Genomic DNA, 15,288 nt, shown 5'->3' on the forward strand with positions numbered 1-15,288 from the left:
GTCCGCATCGCGGAACGGAGTGTCGGACGTATACCTGTTGTATCTATCCTGTGCGCATGCCCTCAGCGTCCACGCCCACCGCCCCTGCCAGAGAGCCCGCCGCCAAGCAGCCGCCCGCCGCCGAGCGGGTCTATGCGCACATCAAGGACGCCGTCCTGGAGCGCCGCTACGAGGGCGGGATGCTGCTCACCGAGGGGGAGCTGGCCGACGCCGTGGGGGTGTCGCGGACGCCGGTGCGCGAGGCGCTGCTGCGGCTGGAGGTCGAGGGGCTGATCAAGCTCTACCCCAAGAAGGGCGCGCTGGTGCTGCCGGTCTCGGCGCAGGAGATCGCCGATGTCGTCGAGACCCGGCTGCTGGTGGAGAAGCACGCCGCGGCCAAGGCGGTGCCCGCGGGCGAGCCGCTGCTCGGCGAGCTGACCGAACTGCTGGAGACGATGCGGGAGCAGGCCGCGTCCGGCGATCTGGCCGCCGTCTCCGTCACCGACCGCGCCTTCCACGCCGCCATCGTGCGCAGCGCCGGCAACCAGATCCTGGACCGGCTCTATGAGCAGCTGCGCGACCGTCAGCTGCGGATGGGGGTCGCGGTGATGCACGCGCATCCGGACCGGATCGCCAAGAACATCACCGAGCACGCGGAGATCCTCGAGGCGCTGCGCGCCGGGGACGCGGACGCCGCCACCGACGCCGTGCAGCGGCACGTCAGCTGGGTCCGCAACCTCGCGCAGGGGGACGTGCGATGACCGCCGGCAGCGGAAGCGCCGGCGGCTCACCCGGCCAGGACGGTGCCGGCGGTTCCGGTATAGGCGGCGCCCGGCTGATGCCCGCCGACCCGCCCGGCGGCCGTAAGGCGATGGCCGTCTGGGGCATCGGCGTCGCGGTCTACTTCGTCGCGATCACCTACCGCACCAGCCTCGGCGTGGCCGGGCTGGACGCCGCCGACCGCTTCCACATCAACGCCTCGGCGCTGTCGACGTTCTCCATCCTCCAGCTGCTGGTGTATGCGGGGATGCAGATCCCCGTGGGTCTGCTGGTCGACCGGCTCGGCGCCAAGAAGGTGCTGACGCTCGGCGTGGTGCTCTACACCCTCGGCCAGTTCGGCTTCGCGCTCTCCGCGTCGTACCCCATGGCTCTCGGCTCGCGTGCGCTGCTCGGCTGCGGCGACGCGCTGACCTTCATCAGCGTGCTGCGGCTGGGCTCCCGGTGGTTCCCGGCCCGCCGCGGCCCGATGATCGCCCAGATCGCGGCGCTGGTCGGGATGGCGGGCAACCTGGTCTCCACGCTCGTCCTCGCCCGATTCCTGCATTCCTTCGGCTGGACCCCGACCTTCGCCGCCAGCTCCGTCGGCGGCATCGTCGTGCTGATCGTGCTGCTGCTCTTCCTGAAGGACCACCCCGACGGCTTCGCTCCGCCGCCCGCGTCCGCCCAGCACACCGGCGCGGGGTTCGTGCGCCGGCAGATCGCGGACGCCTGGCGCGAGCCCGGCACCCGGCTGGGCATGTGGGTGCACTTCACCACCCAGTTCCCCGCGATGGTGTTCCTGCTGCTGTGGGGGCTGCCGTTCCTGGTCGAGGCGCAGGGGCTGACCCGCGGTACCGCCGGTGAACTGCTCACCCTGGTGGTGCTCTCCAACATGGCGGTCGGCCTGGTCTTCGGCCAGATCATCGCCCGTCACCACGCGGCCCGTACCCCGCTGGCCCTGGGCACCGCCGGTATCACGGCGCTGACGTGGGCACTCGTGCTGTCCTGGCCGGCCGATCATGCGCCGATGGCGCTGCTGGTCGCGCTGTGTGCGGTCCTGGGCGCCTGCGGTCCCGCCTCGATGATCGGCTTCGACTTCGCGCGGCCCGCCAACCCGCCCGAGCGGCAGGGCACTGCCTCCGGCATCGTCAACATGGGCGGCTTCACCGCCTCGATGACGACGCTGCTCGCCATCGGGGTGCTGCTGGACGCGACCGGGGACAACTACCGGATCGCCTTCGCCTCGATCTTCGTCCTGGAGGCGTTCGGCGTCGCACAGATCCTGCGGCTGCGCCGCAGCGCGGCACAACGCGAGCGGGAACGGCTGGTCGTCAGTCGCGTCGAGGCGGTTCACGTTCCGGCCTGAGGCGGCCGAGCGGTTCGCGGCCGAGTCCGTTTCACGTGGAACGGACAGGGCTGTTTCACGTGAAACGGCTCATACTCCGAGGCCGGCTCTTGCTCCGGCCGTCCGACGGGCACGGGTGCGGCGCGGCGGACACCCGCCCGGACGCCGTCTCACCCCTCGGGCTACGGCGTGACCGCGAAGTGGTCCAGGACCGCCGCGGCCAGTTCGGCGTCGCCCTCGATCTTGATCTGCTCGGCGACGGCCGACGGGCGCACCCGGCCGCAGGCCAGCTGGTGGAAGGTGTCCCAGTCCAGAGCGAGTGTCAGCGTCGGGCCCAGCGAGACGCTGCCGTCGATCGAGGCCTTGCCCTCGGCGTCGACGCGGACCGTCCGCAGGAACTCCAGCGGTCCGCTGACGTCGAAGACCACCGCCGAATCGGCGGGCGCCTGGGCGCGCTTGGCGACGATGCCGGGCAGCAGCTTCACCAGCAGATCGCGCGTCACCTGCGCGCCGGGGGAGTCGAGGTTGCCGGGCTTGCCGAGCGCCCGGCGCAGGTCCTGCTCATGTGCCCAGACATCGAACGCCCGCTGCCGCAGCACGAATTCCAGCGAACGGTCCTCGCCGAGCGGGCTGCGCACCACGGCGTCCGGCTGGCGGGACTCGTTGCGCAGCTGCCGGGAGCGGCGGATGACGGTGTATTCGAGTTCGCTGATCATCTCCGGCGCGGTGTGGTGCCGGCGGACGTCGACCTGCACCTCCATGCGTCGCGCCGACTCGGTGCGGACGTGGTAGAGATCGCGCGGCAGGGTGTGGATCGGCCGTGGGTCGCCCAGCATTTCGCATTCCAGGCCGATGACATGGGAGACCACATCGCGCACGGACCATCCTGGGAGGCCCGTCGCCCTGTTCCACTCGCCTTCGACGAGCGGAGTCACCAGCTCGGTTATCGCTTCTATGGAGTGCGTCCAGGCATCGATGGAGGACTGAAGGCTGGGATGGACGGTCACGGGACCCCTCGGACGGTTCGTACGCGGGCTGCTGTCTGTGCAGTTAAGTTACGCTGCGCACGGGCACCCCGGCAGTGCTTTCGGACGACCATCGTAGGCCGAGGGCCCCCGGTCGCAGAGGGGTGCGCGGTTCACCGGGAACGCGTGCTTCTCAGTCCTCTCCACGCTCCCGCTCGGCCAGCCGGATCACACACACCGCGATGGCGATCAGCAGCGGCGGATCGGCGTCCTCCCGTACGACGTTGACCGCATAGGTGTCGCGCACGGTCAGCCAGCGCCGCGAGATCTCGGCGAGCAGTTCGCCCTCGTACTCGATCGCGAACTCCCGGTCCAGGATCTTTCCGCTGACGTCCAGCTCGGTGCCGTCCACCAGCTCGACGCGGTAGTGGTTGCGCAGCAGCGAGAGCCGTTTGCGCCGGATCGTGGCCAGCGGCTGGTCGTCCCGCTCGATGGTCATGGTGTCGCGCAGGCTGAGCATCTTCTTGCGGATGGTGATCAGCACCCGCCGCTCGGGGTCCTTCAGCTCGAAGGTCTCCCGCAGCCGCAGCGCCTTCCCGTCCACGAGGAAGGCGTGCCGGCCGTGCTCGTCCTCGATCCAGTAGTCGTCACCGATGCCGAAGATGCGGTCGCGTACCAGGTACTTGCTCGGGCGCGGGGAGGCTTCCCCGGGAGATGGGTGCATGGCTGACCTGTTCCCGCGGGGCCCTGCGGAATGCGCACGCACCGGAGTGACGTTGAATGTGCACATGGCTTCACGTGCACGCGTCCGCGCCCCCGAGCTGACCGGCAAGGGCGGCTGGCTGAACACCGGCAACAAGGATCTGACCCTCTCCGACCTGCGAGGACGCATTGTCGTCCTGGATTTCTGGACCTTCTGCTGTGTGAACTGTCTGCATGTCCTGGATGAGCTGCGGGAGCTGGAGGAGCGGCACCGCGACACCGTCGTGATCATCGGCGTGCACTCCCCGAAGTTCGTGCACGAGGCCGAGCACCAGGCCGTCGTCGACGCCGTGGAGCGGTACGGCGTCGAGCACCCCGTCCTCGACGACCCCGAGCTCGCCACCTGGAAGCAGTACGCGGTACGGGCCTGGCCGACGCTCGTGGTGATCGACCCCGAGGGATATGTGGTCGCCCAGCACGCCGGCGAGGGCCATGCGCACGCCATCGAGAAGCTCGTCGAGGAGCTGGAGGCCGAGCACACGGCGAAGGGGACCCTGCGCCGCGGCGACGGACCCTACGTACCGCCGGAGCCGGTGGCCACCGACCTGCGCTTCCCCGGCAAGGCGGTACGGCTCCCGGGCGGCGGTTTCCTCGTCTCGGACACCACCCGGCACCAGCTGGTGGAGCTGGCGGCGGACGGCGAGCAGGTGCGGCGCCGGATCGGCAGCGGCGAGCGCGGGCTGACCGCGGACTCGTTCAACGAGCCGCAGGGCCTGGCACTGCTGCCCGACGGCAGGGTCGCCGTGGCGGACACGGTCAACCACGCCATCCGCGTCTTCGACCCCGGCAGCGGTGCGCTGGAGACGGTGGCCGGCACCGGCAGGCAGTGGTGGCAGGGCTCGCCGACCTCGGGTCCGGCGCGCGAGGTGGACCTCTCCTCGCCGTGGGACCTCGCCTGGTGGCAGGACCGGCTGTGGATCGCGATGGCCGGGGTGCACCAGCTGTGGACGTACGACCCGGTGGCCGGCACGGTCCAGGTCGCGGCCGGCACCACCAACGAGGGCCTGGTGGACGGCCCGGCCGACGAGGCGTGGTTCGCCCAGCCGTCCGGGCTCGCGGCGGCCGGCGACCGGCTGTGGGTCGCGGATTCGGAGACCAGCGCGGTCCGCTGGGTCGAGCCCGCCGGGGATGGGGACGGCTATGTCGTCCGTACGGCCGTCGGCACCGGCCTGTTCGACTTCGGGCACCGCGACGGCGCCGCCGGCCAGGCGCTGCTGCAGCACCCGCTGGGGGTGACCGCGCTGCCCGACGGCTCGGTCGCCGTCGCGGACACCTACAACCACGCACTGCGCCGCTTCGACCCCGCGAGCGGTGAGGTGACGACGCTGGCGAAGGATCTGCGTGAGCCGTCCGACGCGGTGCTCGTCGACGCCGACATCGTGGTGGTGGAGTCGGCGCGGCACCGGCTGACCCGGCTGCGGCTGCCGGAGGAGGCGATCCGCGTCGAGTCGGTGGCGCATCGCACCCAGCGCGCGGCCACCGAGGTCGCCCCGGGAGCGCTGCGGCTGGAGGTGGTCTTCCAGGCCCCGGCCGGGCAGAAGCTGGACACCCGCTACGGCCCCTCGACCCGGCTGCTGGTCAGCGCGACGCCGCCGGAGCTGCTCGCCGACGGCGCGGGCGCCGGCACCGACCTCACCCGGGACCTGGTGCTCGCGGACGGTGTGACCGAGGGCGTGCTGCACGTCTCGGCGATGGCCGCGTCCTGTGACGACGCCCCGGACATCGAGTACCCCGCCTGCCATGTGCACCAGCAGGACTGGGGCGTCCCGGTCGAGATCGTCGAGGGCGGGGCGGCCCGTCTGGGGCTCGTGCTGGCCGGGCTGGACGCCGAGTAGGAGCGGAGAGCCCCGGGGCCGTGGGGCGGGCCCGGGGCTGAGGCCGGCCGGCGGACCGGCCGGCGTGCGCTACTTGCCGACGCCGCCCGCCAGCTGCGCCCCGTGAATGCTGGAGCTCCAGTTGGTGACCTTGCTCTTGCCGACGGAGATGTGGAGCCGCTTCTCCGCGAAGCTGACGGTGGCCGGACCGTGCGTCGGGGAGCCGGCCGAGATGCCCATGAAGTCGACGGCCACCGACTTCTGCTCGTTGCCCTTGGTGGCCGCGGTGTTGGTGGGGATGACCGCGTAGGCGTAGCCGTGGGCGGGCACGGTGATGCGGGTGCCGTCGAGGTGGCCGGGCGTGCCCTGCAGCAGGGGCAGCGGCTTCTTGGCGTTGTCGAAGCGCAGCAGCGGCGCGTTGTAGAGCTTGCAGTCACGGCTGCCGGAGTTCTTGAACTTCACGGCCACATGGCTCTTCGGGCCGGTCTGCTGGGAGAACGTGACCTTGTACGTGCTCGGGTAGCAGTCGGGCACCCGCCGCGAGGCCGCCCCGGCGCCCGCCGCTGCCGCACCGCCGCCGATGATCTTGCGCTTCTTGCTCTTGGAGGACGAGAAGGAGGACTTCTTCGACTTCTTCGACTTCTTCGAGGAGTGGCTGTTGCAGCCGGTCAGCGCGAGCGAGCCCGCCAGACCGAGGGCCAGCGCGGCATACGCGGCGGAGCGGCGGCGGGAGCGGCGTGCGGTCATGGGTGGTCCCCCAGTGAGTTGCTGCGGTGTCAGCGTGGTGTGTCTGTCATGGCACGGCCACGATATCCATAGCGGGCCGGGGCGCCAGGGTCGGTGCACCGCGCACCCTGCCGCCATGGCGTCATCGCAGGTCAGGGTGTTATGCGAGGCTCCGTGGCGGGGGTGAGGGCGATCTGCGGGGAACAAAGATCCGCTCCCGCACCCGGGCAGCGGAGTCAGTCCGGGCAGCCGGGCAGTGCGGTGTTCTCCACCTGTTCCGGGCGAATACGGATGGCTGGCACCCACATCTGAGCGCCGCCACGATCGACCCGGAACCACATGCTGCTGTGGCAGCCCCGTTCGACGTTGTGGACGGTGATCCGGGCGGAGCCGGTGGCCGACGCCGCGCCCTCCGCGCCCCGCGCCCTGCCGTCGCCGCTGCGGTCCGGCGACCCGTTCGAGCCGGTCAGCGCCGGTACGGCCAGCGCCGCGGCGAGGAGCAGTGCGGCGGTCCCGGCCCCGGTGAACACCAGCCGCCGCCTTCGCCGCGCGGCCGCCGTGGCCCCGGCTTCCGCACCTTCGCCGGCCGGCGCCTCGGCATCCGTCCGGACCTCACCGTCGGACGTGCCGTCCCGCTCCGCCGCCCGCTCGCCCGCGTCCGCCGCCTGGGCGCGGTGCAGCAGGTCGACGAGGGCGGGCAGCCGGTCCTCACCGGTGAAGGAGAGCTTGCACCACTGCACCAGCAGCCGTTCATCGGGCAGGCTCTGCCCCCGCAGATAGCGAGACAGGGAGGAGCGGCTGGCGGGCAGCCGGCTCTCCAACTCCTTCAGGCTGTAGCCGAGTTCGCCATGTGTGCGGCGTAAGGCGGCGACGAAGTCCCGTACCGGGCCGGAGAGTTCGTCGGGCAGAGGGGCCAGAGGCTTGCGGCGGACATGAGCGGCATGGTTCTGATGGCCAGGCACGTCTCGCATTCCAGCACAGCGGGCATGCGCGCGCGAGGGGCACTTCCGCTCCCTGCGGCGGAAGTGTCCCTCATGCCGCGATCCGGATCGCGCCCGGACCCCTTGGTGACGTTTCACGTGAAACAGCGTGAGATCTTCCGTCGGGCCCCTGCTCCGTTCGGCCGGAGTCAGTCGCCGAACTTCACCGGACGGTAGGGCGTGAACTCGGCGTCGCCGCCGGGCAGGCCGTAGGTCAGCGTCCGGTGGTCGGTGCCGTGGCCACCGCGCTGCTCATAGGCGGTGTACGAGGAATGGGCGTCGTTGTTCCACTTCTCGAAGGTCACCACATGCCGGGTGTTGTTGTCACCGGAGGCGTCGATGAGCAGGTCACCGGGCTTCAGCTCGCCGACCGGGATCGGCCGGGTGATGCCCCGGTCGGTGGCCAGCCCCACGGTGTTGGTGCCGGGCGCCGGCAGCCCGAGCGCCATCGAGACATAGCCCGAGCAGTCCTGGCGGTAGCCGTCCTTCCAGACCTTGGCCTGGCTGTACGGGACCTGCGCGCCGTTATCGGCGGTCAGCCAGGTGGCGGCGCGGTTCAGCGTCTCCTCACGCGAACCGCCGGGCTGCGGCTGCCCACCGCCGCCCTGGACCGGGACACCCGGCAGCCGGTCCTGCGCGATGTCCACCGCGACCACACTGAGGAAGCCGCTGACCGGCCCGGTGAGGTGCGCCATGAACGTCGAGCAGGAACTGCCCTCGCACACCTTGCGGCCGGTGTCGACCTGGTAGTCGGCGGTGACCCGGTCCTGTCCCGGCGCCGACTTGTTGATCATTCCGACGGCGGGGGAGCTGCTGTCCGCGGCGGCATGCACCACCCAACGGGTACCCCATGTCGGGAAGTCGGCAGCGGCGGCCTGCCGCGCGGCGCCGGTGCCCGCGGTGCGGACGGTGCGGGCGGAGCTGTCGTGGGAGAGCCCGGTGGCGGTGCGCCCGTCAGCGGTCGCGGCGCCCCTCTCACTGCCGTGGGCGGTCGTGGTGAACCCCGCGACGCCGATCCCCGCGGCCGCCACCGTCGGCAGGACCGTGCGCCACACGGTCCTGCGGAACGGGGACCGCCAACGGCGCGTGCGGTCCGCGGGGGTTGTGGTGTCCGCGGGGCGCGTGCTGCTGTGCTCGTCCATGCCGATTCCCCTCCGTCTACGGCCGGTTGGCCGATCACTGAGCCGCCGGGCGGTCTGCTCACGGCGACGGAAGCCATCGTCGAGCGGGGCACCGGGGCGGCCCGGAGGTTCCTCGTCCCCCGGGATGTCCCGTTCGTGTGCACGGCTGTGACCAGCACCGTCGCCGGGAGCGCGGGACAGGACGAGTCGGGGTGTGGGACATGACGGGACAGCGGGCAAAGGAAAGGGCGCCCGCTGGGGGATGCGGGCGCCCTGGTTCAAGGGGGCTCTGCCGTCGGCCTCTTCAGCCTGTGTCAGACGGCGGACGGCCTGCCGGGCGGTTCACCGGCCCCCGGATCGGGGGCGCGGACCGATGCGTCACCGGCCGGGGTTCACCACGTGGTCGCGGTGCTCGGGTCGGCCTGCCAGTACGTCACCCATGCGCTGTCGTCCACGAACACCGAGCCGCCGGGGAGCGCCACCGCCTTCGAGCCGCCGATGCTGCCCTTGCCGTCGCGGCCGGGGAGGCTGACCGACAGCGAGGTCATGGTGCGGCCGTTCCTGCCGGAGCCGTCCGCGGACGAGGTCAGCACACCGGCGTAGCCGGACTCGCCGGGGGCGAGGGTGACCACGGCCTGCGGTCGGCTGTCCGGCAGCTCCGCGAGGGGGGACTGCGCGTCGTCGAACCGCAGGTAGGGGGCGAGGTGGAGGTCGCAGGTGGCGCCGGAGGTGTTGGTGGCCTTCAGCAGCAGGTGGTTGACCGGCCGCTTCAGCTGCTGGGCGACGATCCGCATCTTCGCGGCGTCGCAGGCGGTGTGCCGGGCGTCGGTGCCGGCGCCGCTGCTCCTGCCTGCGTTGCGCATGCCCGCCCCGGTGCCGCTCGCCCCGGCACCCGTGCCGGAGCCGCGGTGTCCCGCCGAGGCCTGCTCCGCGCGGCCGCCGTCGGGCCGGGCACCGCCCTGGGGGCCGCCGTCACCCTGCGCGGCCGGGGCCTTGACGGCCTCGGGCGCCGGGTTGAACGGCTTGGCGGCGCCGGTCTGGAGCGGGTTGTCCTGGCCGCCGCAGGCCGTGAGGGTGAGCGCGGCGACGGCGGTCAGCCCCGCCGCGGCGATCCGCAGCGTACGGCGGCGGATCGCGCCGGACGGCCGGGAGGCGTCGGCCCCGGCGCCGGTCCCGATGACGGTCTCGGAGCGGTCGTGGCTGCGCGGCATTCCGGTCTCCCCCGGTCGGTGGTCCGTGCCGCGTCGGCGGTACGTCCCGTGGTCTGTCCTGCGGTGTGACCACTACCTTGCCGACCGCCGCTGCCGTGCCACTAACGTGCGCCTAACGCCCCGTTGCCGGGGCCGTCACGCGCTCGGCCACGCCGCTCGTCACGCCTCCTGGCCGTCCTCCGTACCGCGCCTGCCCTCGCCGCTCTCCCCGCGCTCGTCCCGCGCGAACAGCTGGGTCAGGGTGCTGATCGTGTAGACATCGGTGGCCTCCTCGTCCACCAGATGCATCTCCGCCAGCCGGTCCAGACCGTCCTGGGTGCGCTCCGGGTCGTAGCCGGCGAGCGCCGCCGCCAGCGACGCGTTGAGGTGCCCGTCCGCGCTGGTCGCCAGCGCGCTGAGCAGCTGTGCGTCGTCGGCCGACAGCCGGGCGACGGACATCCGCAGGGCCGCCGCGATCCCGGTGTCCTCCGCGGACAGCAGCGCCAGCCGCCGCCGTTCGTCGCGCAGCGCCGCCGCCAGCCGGGCCAGCCGCCAGCGCGGCCGGGCGGTCAGCTGGGCGGCCGCGGCCCGCAGCGCCAGCGGCAGACCGTCGCACAGATCGACCAGTTCGCGGGCGGCCGCCGGGTCCTCGGCGACCCGCTCCGGGCCGAGCATGGCACCGAGCAGCGCCGCGCCCTCCTCGTGGCCGAGGGGATGGAGGCCGACCGGCCGGGCGCAGTCGGTGGCGACCAGCCCGTCGAGGCGGCTGCGGCTGGTGACGACCGTGGCGCAGTGCGGGCCGCCGGGCAGCAGCGGCCGTACCTGCGCCGAGCTGCGCGCATTGTCGAGCACGACCAGCAGCCGGCGCTCCGCGACCAGCGAGCGGAACAGCGCGGAAGCGGCCTCCGCCGAACCGGGCACCTGCTCCGGCGGGGTGCCCAGCGCCAGCAGGAAGTCGCGCAGGATCTCGGCCGGCGCCGTCTCGTCGCCCTCGCCGAAACCGCGCAGATCGGCGAAGAGCTGGCCGTCGGGGAAGGCCCCGGCGTACTGGTGCGCCCACTGCACGGCACAGGCGGTCTTGCCGACGCCGGCCGGCCCCGCCACCACAGCGAGCGGGCTCTCCCCGGTCGCACGGTCCGTCAGCACCGCCGTCAGCGCGGTGAGCTGGTCCTCCCGGCCCAGGAAGCGGGCCGGCGGCCGGGGCAGCAGTCGCGGTGCCGCACCGGCCCGCGCCGAGCCGGACCCGGCACGGGCGCCGTCCGCCGCGCCCGTCCGCGCCCCGTCGGCCCCGGGCTCCGCACCGCTGCCGCCCGGTGCGGGCTCCTGACCCGCACCTGCGGGAGCCTGCGGCCCACCGCCTGCCGCGGCACGGCCCGCTGCGGAAGCCCCGCCGCGACCGTCCCCGGAGGCGGTGCCCGCCGTACGCGCCTGGCCCGCCGGCTTCTCCCGTCCGCCGCCGGCCGCCTCCGCGCGCAGAATCTCCTCATAGGCGCCGCGCAGCCGTTCGCCGGGATCGACGCCCAGCTCCTCGTTGAGCAGCCGCCGGGTGCGGTGGAACCACTCCAGGGCATCGGACTGCCGCCCCGTACGGAACAGCGCCCGCATCAGCCCGGCGATCAGGCCTTCGCGCAGCGGGTGGTTGACCGCCGCCGAGTAGAGGATGGCCGCGGCCTGTTCGTGCTCGCCGAGTGCGCCGTGCGCCCGGCCCAGTGCCTCCACGGCCGTCAGCCGCCGCTCCTCCAGCGCGTGGGCGGCGGCCGCGAACGGCGGGCTGGTGACCGTGCCGGTCAGCGCGGGCCCGCGCCACAGGCCGAGCGCCTCGCGCAGCAGGGGCACCGCATCGGCCGGAGCGGCCTCGGGGCGCGCCAGTGCCACCAGCTCACCGAACCGGTGAGCGTCGATCAGCTCCTCCGGCAGCCGCAGGAGATAGGCGGAGCCATGGGTGGTCAGCTCGATGCCGTATGCCTCCGCACCGCCCTCGGCGAGCGTGGCGCGCAGTCGCGAGACATGCCCCTGGACGACCGTACGGGCGTGTTCGGGGGGTTCGTCCTCCCACAGGGAGTCGATCAACTGCTCCAGTGGGACGGTGGTGTTGGGTTGCAGCAGGAGCAGCGCCAGCACACTGCGCCGTTTGGCGGGCCCGAGCGACAGCTCCGCGGAGCCGGTCGTCACGGCGATCGGGCCGAGCAGTGAGAACTCCAACTCAGCCCTCCAGGAAGGCCGTCAGGGCGTTCGCCAGCAGATACGGGTCCTCGGCGCCGCACAGCTCACGTGCCGAGTGCATGGACAGGATGGCCACTCCGATGTCGACCGTCGAGATGCCGTGCCGGGCCGCGGTGATCGGCCCGATGGTGGTCCCGCACGGCATCGAGTTGTTGGAGACGAAGCTCTGCCACGGCACCCCGGCCCGCTCGCAGGCCGCCGCGAAGACGGCCCGCCCGCTGCCGTCGGTGGCGTAGCGCTGATTGACGTTGACCTTGAGAATCGGTCCCCCGTTGGGCATCGGGTGGTGGCCCGGGTCGTGCCGCTCACCGTAGTTGGGGTGCACGGCGTGCCCGGTGTCGGATGACAGGCAGAGGGTGCCGGCGAAGGCCCGCGCCCGGTCCTCGTACGAGCCGCCGCGGGCGAAGACCGAGCGCTCCAGGACCGTGCCGAGCAGCGGCCCGTCCGCGCCGGTGTCGGACTGGCTGCCGTTCTCCTCGTGGTCGAAGGCGGCCAGCACCGGAATGCTGGTCAGGGCGCTTCCGGCGGCCGCCGCGGCGATGAGCGCGGCGGTACCGGCGTGTACCGAGAGCAGGTTGTCCATTCTTGGACCGGCGACCAGCTCGCGGTCGCGGCCCAGATAGGCGGGTGGTTCGATGCTGTGGACCATCAGGTCCCAGCCCTTGATCTCACCGGCCGGGACGCCGGTCTCCTCGGCGACGAACGCGATCAGATCGCCCTCGGCCACCTCGCCCAGGCCCCAGATCGGCGTCATGTGACGCTGCTTGTCCAGCTTCAGCCCCTCGGCGTTCACCGAGCGGTCGAGGTGCACGGCCAGCTGCGGCACCCGCAGCAGTGCCCGGTCGACATGCACCAGCCGGTGGCTGCCGTCCGCCAGCGTCACCCGCCCGCTCAGCCCCAGATCGCGGTCGAGCCAGGTGTTCAGCAGGGTGCCGCCGTAGATCTCGACGGCGATCTGCCGCCAGCCGCGGGCGCCGGTGTCCGGAATCGGCTTGACTCGCAGATTGGGAGAGTCGGTGTGAGCCCCGACAATTCGGTACGGAGTGGCCGCGTGCGCGCCCTCCGGCACGTACCAGGCGACTATCGCGCCGCCGCGCAGGACGTACTTCCCGCCGCTCTCGCCGTCCCAGGCGTCGACCTCGGCGACCTGCCGGAAACCAGCCTTCTCCAGCCGCTCCGCCGCATTTGCGACCGCGTGGTAGGGCGACGGACTCGCGGCGAGATAGGACATCAGGTCGTCGGTGTGGCCGCGATCGAAGCGGGCGGAGTTGGTCATGGAATCAGCATAAGGAGCCGGACCCCGCATTCCCTGTGCGCGTGCGCCGCGACTGCGCACCCTTCCGGCCAGGATTTCCTTCTCCCGGGCCGGTAATGGGAGCGGAACGGCGGATTCTGGTCGCCCCGTCCGCGCTGCCGGCCCACGGGAGGCGTGCCCGCCGTGTCGCCCTGCCATCCGTCGTACCTCCCCGGACATGACGGAGCCCGCCTCTCCGGGGGAAGAGAGGCGGGCCACGTCAGTCTGAACGGTCAATCTGAGAGACCTCTAAGAGAAGCGCCGCGGCCTGGGCCGCGGCGCGTGCCGTCAGAACGCGGCTTCGTCGAGCTCCATCAGCGACTGGTCGACGGACTCGGCCAGACCGCGCTGGACGCTGACACCCGGCAGCACGTTGTGCGCGAAGAACTTCGCCGCGGCGATCTTGCCGGTGTAGAAGGGCACATCCTTGGCGGACACAGCCTTCGCCGAGGTGCCGGCCAGCTTCTCGGCGGCCACGGCCGCGCCCTTGAGCAGGAGGTAGCCGATGACGACGTCGCCGGAGGCCATCAGCACGCGGGTGGTGTTGAGGCCGACCTTGTAGATGGACTTGACGTCCTTCTCGGTCGCGGCGAGGTCGGTCAGCATCGCGCCGACGATCGCCTCCAGGTCGGCGGCGGCCTTGGCCAGCTCGCCACGGGCCTGCTCCAGCTCCTCGCCGCCGATGTTGTCGGCGAGGAACTTCTTGATCTCGTCGGAGAGGGCGGTGAGCGCCTGGCCCTGGTCGCGGACGATCTTCCGGAAGAAGAAGTCCTGGCCCTGGATCGCCGTGGTGCCCTCGTAGAGGGTGTCGATCTTGGCGTCCCGGATGTACTGCTCGATCGGGTACTCCTGGAGGTACCCGGAGCCACCGAAGGTCTGCAGCGACTGCGCCAGCTGCTCGTAGGACTTCTCCGAGCCGTAGCCCTTGACGATCGGCAGCAGCAGGTCGTTGAGGCGGATCGCGGCGCTCGCGTCCTCGCCCGCGGCCTCCTTGACGAGGATCTCGTCCTGGACCGTGGCGGTGTAGAGCACCAGCGAGCGCATGCCCTCGGCGTACGCCTTCTGCGTCATCAGGGAGCGGCGCACGTCGGGGTGGTGGGTGATGGTGACGCGCGGGGCGGTCTTGTCGGTGAAGGCCGCCAGGTCCGGACCCTGCACGCGCTCCTTGGCGTACTCCAGCGCGTTGAGGTAGCCGGTGGAGAGGGTGGCGATGGCCTTCGTGCCGACCATCATCCGGGCGAACTCGATGATCTTGAACATCTGGCGGATGCCGTCGTGCTTCTCGCCGAGCAGCCAGCCCTTGGCCGGGTGGTTGGCGCCGAACGTCATCTCACAGGTGTTGGAGGCCTTGAGGCCCATCTTGTGCTCGACGTTGGTGGCGTAGGCGCCGTTGCGCTCGCCCAGCTCGCCGGTCTCCCAGTCGAAGTCGTACTTCGGCACGATGAACAGCGACAGGCCCTTGGTGCCCGGACCGGCACCCTCGGGGCGGGCGAGGACGAAGTGCACGATGTTCTCGGACATGTCGTGCTCACCGGAGGTGATGAAGCGCTTGACGCCCTCGATGTGCCAGGTGCCGTCCGCCTGCTGCACGGCCTTGGTGCGGCCGGCGCCGACGTCCGAACCGGCGTCCGGCTCGGTGAGCACCATCGTGGAGCCCCACTGCTTGTCCACCATCAGCTGGGCTATGCGGTGCTGCTCCTCGGTGCCCTCCTCGTGGAGGACGCCGGCGAAGGCGGGGCCGGAGGCGTACATCCACACGGCCGGGTTGGCGCCCAGGATCGTCTCCGCGAAGCCCCAGAGGAGGGAGCGCGGCGCGGTGGTGCCGCCGAGCTCCTCCGGGATGCCCAGGCGCCACCACTCGGCGTCCATGAAGGCCTGGTAGCTCTTCTTGAAGGTGTCCGGCACCGGCGCGGTGTTGGTGTCCGGGTCGAAGACCGGCGGGTTGCGGTCCGCGTCGGCGAACGACTCGGCCAGCTCGTTCTCGGACAGCCGGGCGATCTCGGACAGCACGCTCTTGGCGGTGTCGACGTCCATCTCCGCGAACGGTCCGGTGCCGTACACGCTGTCCCGGCCGAGCACCTCGAAGAGGTTGAACTCGATGTCGCGGAGATTCGACTTGTAGTGCCCCAT

The 15,288-nt window shown here is 72.0% G+C and carries 12 protein-coding genes; 3 read left to right on the forward strand and 9 right to left on the reverse strand.

Annotated elements, in window-relative coordinates; genetic code table 11:
• The first annotated feature begins 56 nt into the window (after positions 1-56).
• Both ACGFN2_RS06455 and ACGFN2_RS06460 read left to right on the forward strand, forming a co-directional pair.
• Positions 57-740, forward strand: a complete 684-nt coding sequence (locus ACGFN2_RS06455; protein ID WP_393357945.1) for a GntR family transcriptional regulator — start codon at positions 57-59, stop codon at positions 738-740.
• A 110-nt stretch (positions 741-850) separates the two neighbouring features.
• Positions 851-2,104 (forward strand): nitrate/nitrite transporter, encoded by a 1,254-nt coding sequence (locus ACGFN2_RS06460; protein ID WP_393358017.1) that lies wholly within the window; start codon positions 851-853, stop codon positions 2,102-2,104.
• A gap of 161 nt (positions 2,105-2,265) precedes the next feature.
• Here the strand turns inward: ACGFN2_RS06460 and ACGFN2_RS06465 are convergent, their stop codons facing one another.
• Together ACGFN2_RS06465 and ACGFN2_RS06470 are read right to left on the reverse strand one after the other, a co-directional pair.
• Entirely contained in the window at positions 2,266-3,090 is an 825-nt protein-coding gene (locus ACGFN2_RS06465) for a maleylpyruvate isomerase family mycothiol-dependent enzyme (protein ID WP_362600590.1), read from the reverse strand.
• A 151-nt stretch (positions 3,091-3,241) separates the two neighbouring features.
• Positions 3,242-3,772 (reverse strand): LURP-one-related/scramblase family protein, encoded by a 531-nt coding sequence (locus tag ACGFN2_RS06470; RefSeq protein ID WP_393357948.1) that lies wholly within the window; start codon positions 3,770-3,772, stop codon positions 3,242-3,244.
• A gap of 64 nt (positions 3,773-3,836) precedes the next feature.
• On the opposite strand from ACGFN2_RS06470, the gene ACGFN2_RS06475 reads away from it, so the two are divergent.
• Positions 3,837-5,645 carry an NHL domain-containing thioredoxin family protein gene (locus tag ACGFN2_RS06475; protein ID WP_393357950.1) on the forward strand — a complete coding sequence of 603 codons (1,809 nt, stop codon included), beginning with the start codon at positions 3,837-3,839 and terminating at the stop codon, positions 5,643-5,645.
• Between the two features lie 69 nt (positions 5,646-5,714).
• Here ACGFN2_RS06475 and ACGFN2_RS06480 read toward each other — a convergent pair whose 3' ends face one another.
• The 7 genes from ACGFN2_RS06480 to ACGFN2_RS06510 form a co-directional block, all read right to left on the reverse strand.
• Positions 5,715-6,371 (reverse strand): DUF4232 domain-containing protein, encoded by a 657-nt coding sequence (locus tag ACGFN2_RS06480; protein WP_393357952.1) that lies wholly within the window; start codon positions 6,369-6,371, stop codon positions 5,715-5,717.
• Between the two features lie 215 nt (positions 6,372-6,586).
• A complete protein-coding gene (locus ACGFN2_RS06485; protein WP_393357954.1) occupies positions 6,587-7,321 on the reverse strand; it encodes a helix-turn-helix domain-containing protein in 735 nt (244 codons plus the stop codon).
• Positions 7,322-7,479: 158 nt separating this feature from the next.
• On the reverse strand, positions 7,480-8,472 hold the full coding sequence (locus ACGFN2_RS06490; protein ID WP_393357956.1) for a hypothetical protein: 993 nt from the start codon (positions 8,470-8,472) through the stop codon (positions 7,480-7,482).
• 371 nt (positions 8,473-8,843) lie between these two features.
• Positions 8,844-9,662, reverse strand: a complete 819-nt coding sequence (locus tag ACGFN2_RS06495; RefSeq protein WP_393357958.1) for a DUF4232 domain-containing protein — start codon at positions 9,660-9,662, stop codon at positions 8,844-8,846.
• A 159-nt stretch (positions 9,663-9,821) separates the two neighbouring features.
• Positions 9,822-11,843, reverse strand: a complete 2,022-nt coding sequence (locus tag ACGFN2_RS06500) for a BTAD domain-containing putative transcriptional regulator (protein ID WP_393357960.1) — start codon at positions 11,841-11,843, stop codon at positions 9,822-9,824.
• 1 nt (position 11,844) lies between these two features.
• Entirely contained in the window at positions 11,845-13,140 is a 1,296-nt protein-coding gene (locus ACGFN2_RS06505) for a M18 family aminopeptidase (protein WP_393357962.1), read from the reverse strand.
• 306 nt (positions 13,141-13,446) lie between these two features.
• Positions 13,447-15,288, reverse strand: coding sequence for an acyl-CoA dehydrogenase (locus ACGFN2_RS06510; RefSeq protein WP_362600615.1), 1,842 nt, complete (start codon positions 15,286-15,288; stop codon positions 13,447-13,449).

The sequence above is a fragment of the Streptomyces sp. NPDC048612 genome (assembly GCF_043199295.1).
In the GTDB taxonomy this organism is placed as follows: domain Bacteria; phylum Actinomycetota; class Actinomycetes; order Streptomycetales; family Streptomycetaceae; genus Streptomyces.

Excerpts from the sequence above, each read along its gene's own strand:
- ACGFN2_RS06495 (WP_393357958.1), bottom strand. The coding sequence starts at position 9,662 with ATGCCGCGCAGCCACGACCGCTCCGAGACCGTCATCGGGACCGGCGCC.
- ACGFN2_RS06490 (WP_393357956.1), bottom strand. The coding sequence starts at position 8,472 with ATGGACGAGCACAGCAGCACGCGCCCCGCGGACACCACAACCCCCGCG.
- ACGFN2_RS06460 (WP_393358017.1), top strand. The coding sequence starts at position 851 with ATGGCCGTCTGGGGCATCGGCGTCGCGGTCTACTTCGTCGCGATCACC.
- ACGFN2_RS06505 (WP_393357962.1), bottom strand. The coding sequence starts at position 13,140 with ATGACCAACTCCGCCCGCTTCGATCGCGGCCACACCGACGACCTGATG.
- ACGFN2_RS06475 (WP_393357950.1), top strand. The coding sequence starts at position 3,837 with ATGGCTTCACGTGCACGCGTCCGCGCCCCCGAGCTGACCGGCAAGGGC.
- ACGFN2_RS06510 (WP_362600615.1), bottom strand. The coding sequence starts at position 15,288 with ATGGGGCACTACAAGTCGAATCTCCGCGACATCGAGTTCAACCTCTTC.
- ACGFN2_RS06470 (WP_393357948.1), bottom strand. The coding sequence starts at position 3,772 with ATGCACCCATCTCCCGGGGAAGCCTCCCCGCGCCCGAGCAAGTACCTG.
- ACGFN2_RS06455 (WP_393357945.1), top strand. The coding sequence starts at position 57 with ATGCCCTCAGCGTCCACGCCCACCGCCCCTGCCAGAGAGCCCGCCGCC.
- ACGFN2_RS06485 (WP_393357954.1), bottom strand. The coding sequence starts at position 7,321 with ATGCGAGACGTGCCTGGCCATCAGAACCATGCCGCTCATGTCCGCCGC.
- ACGFN2_RS06480 (WP_393357952.1), bottom strand. The coding sequence starts at position 6,371 with ATGACCGCACGCCGCTCCCGCCGCCGCTCCGCCGCGTATGCCGCGCTG.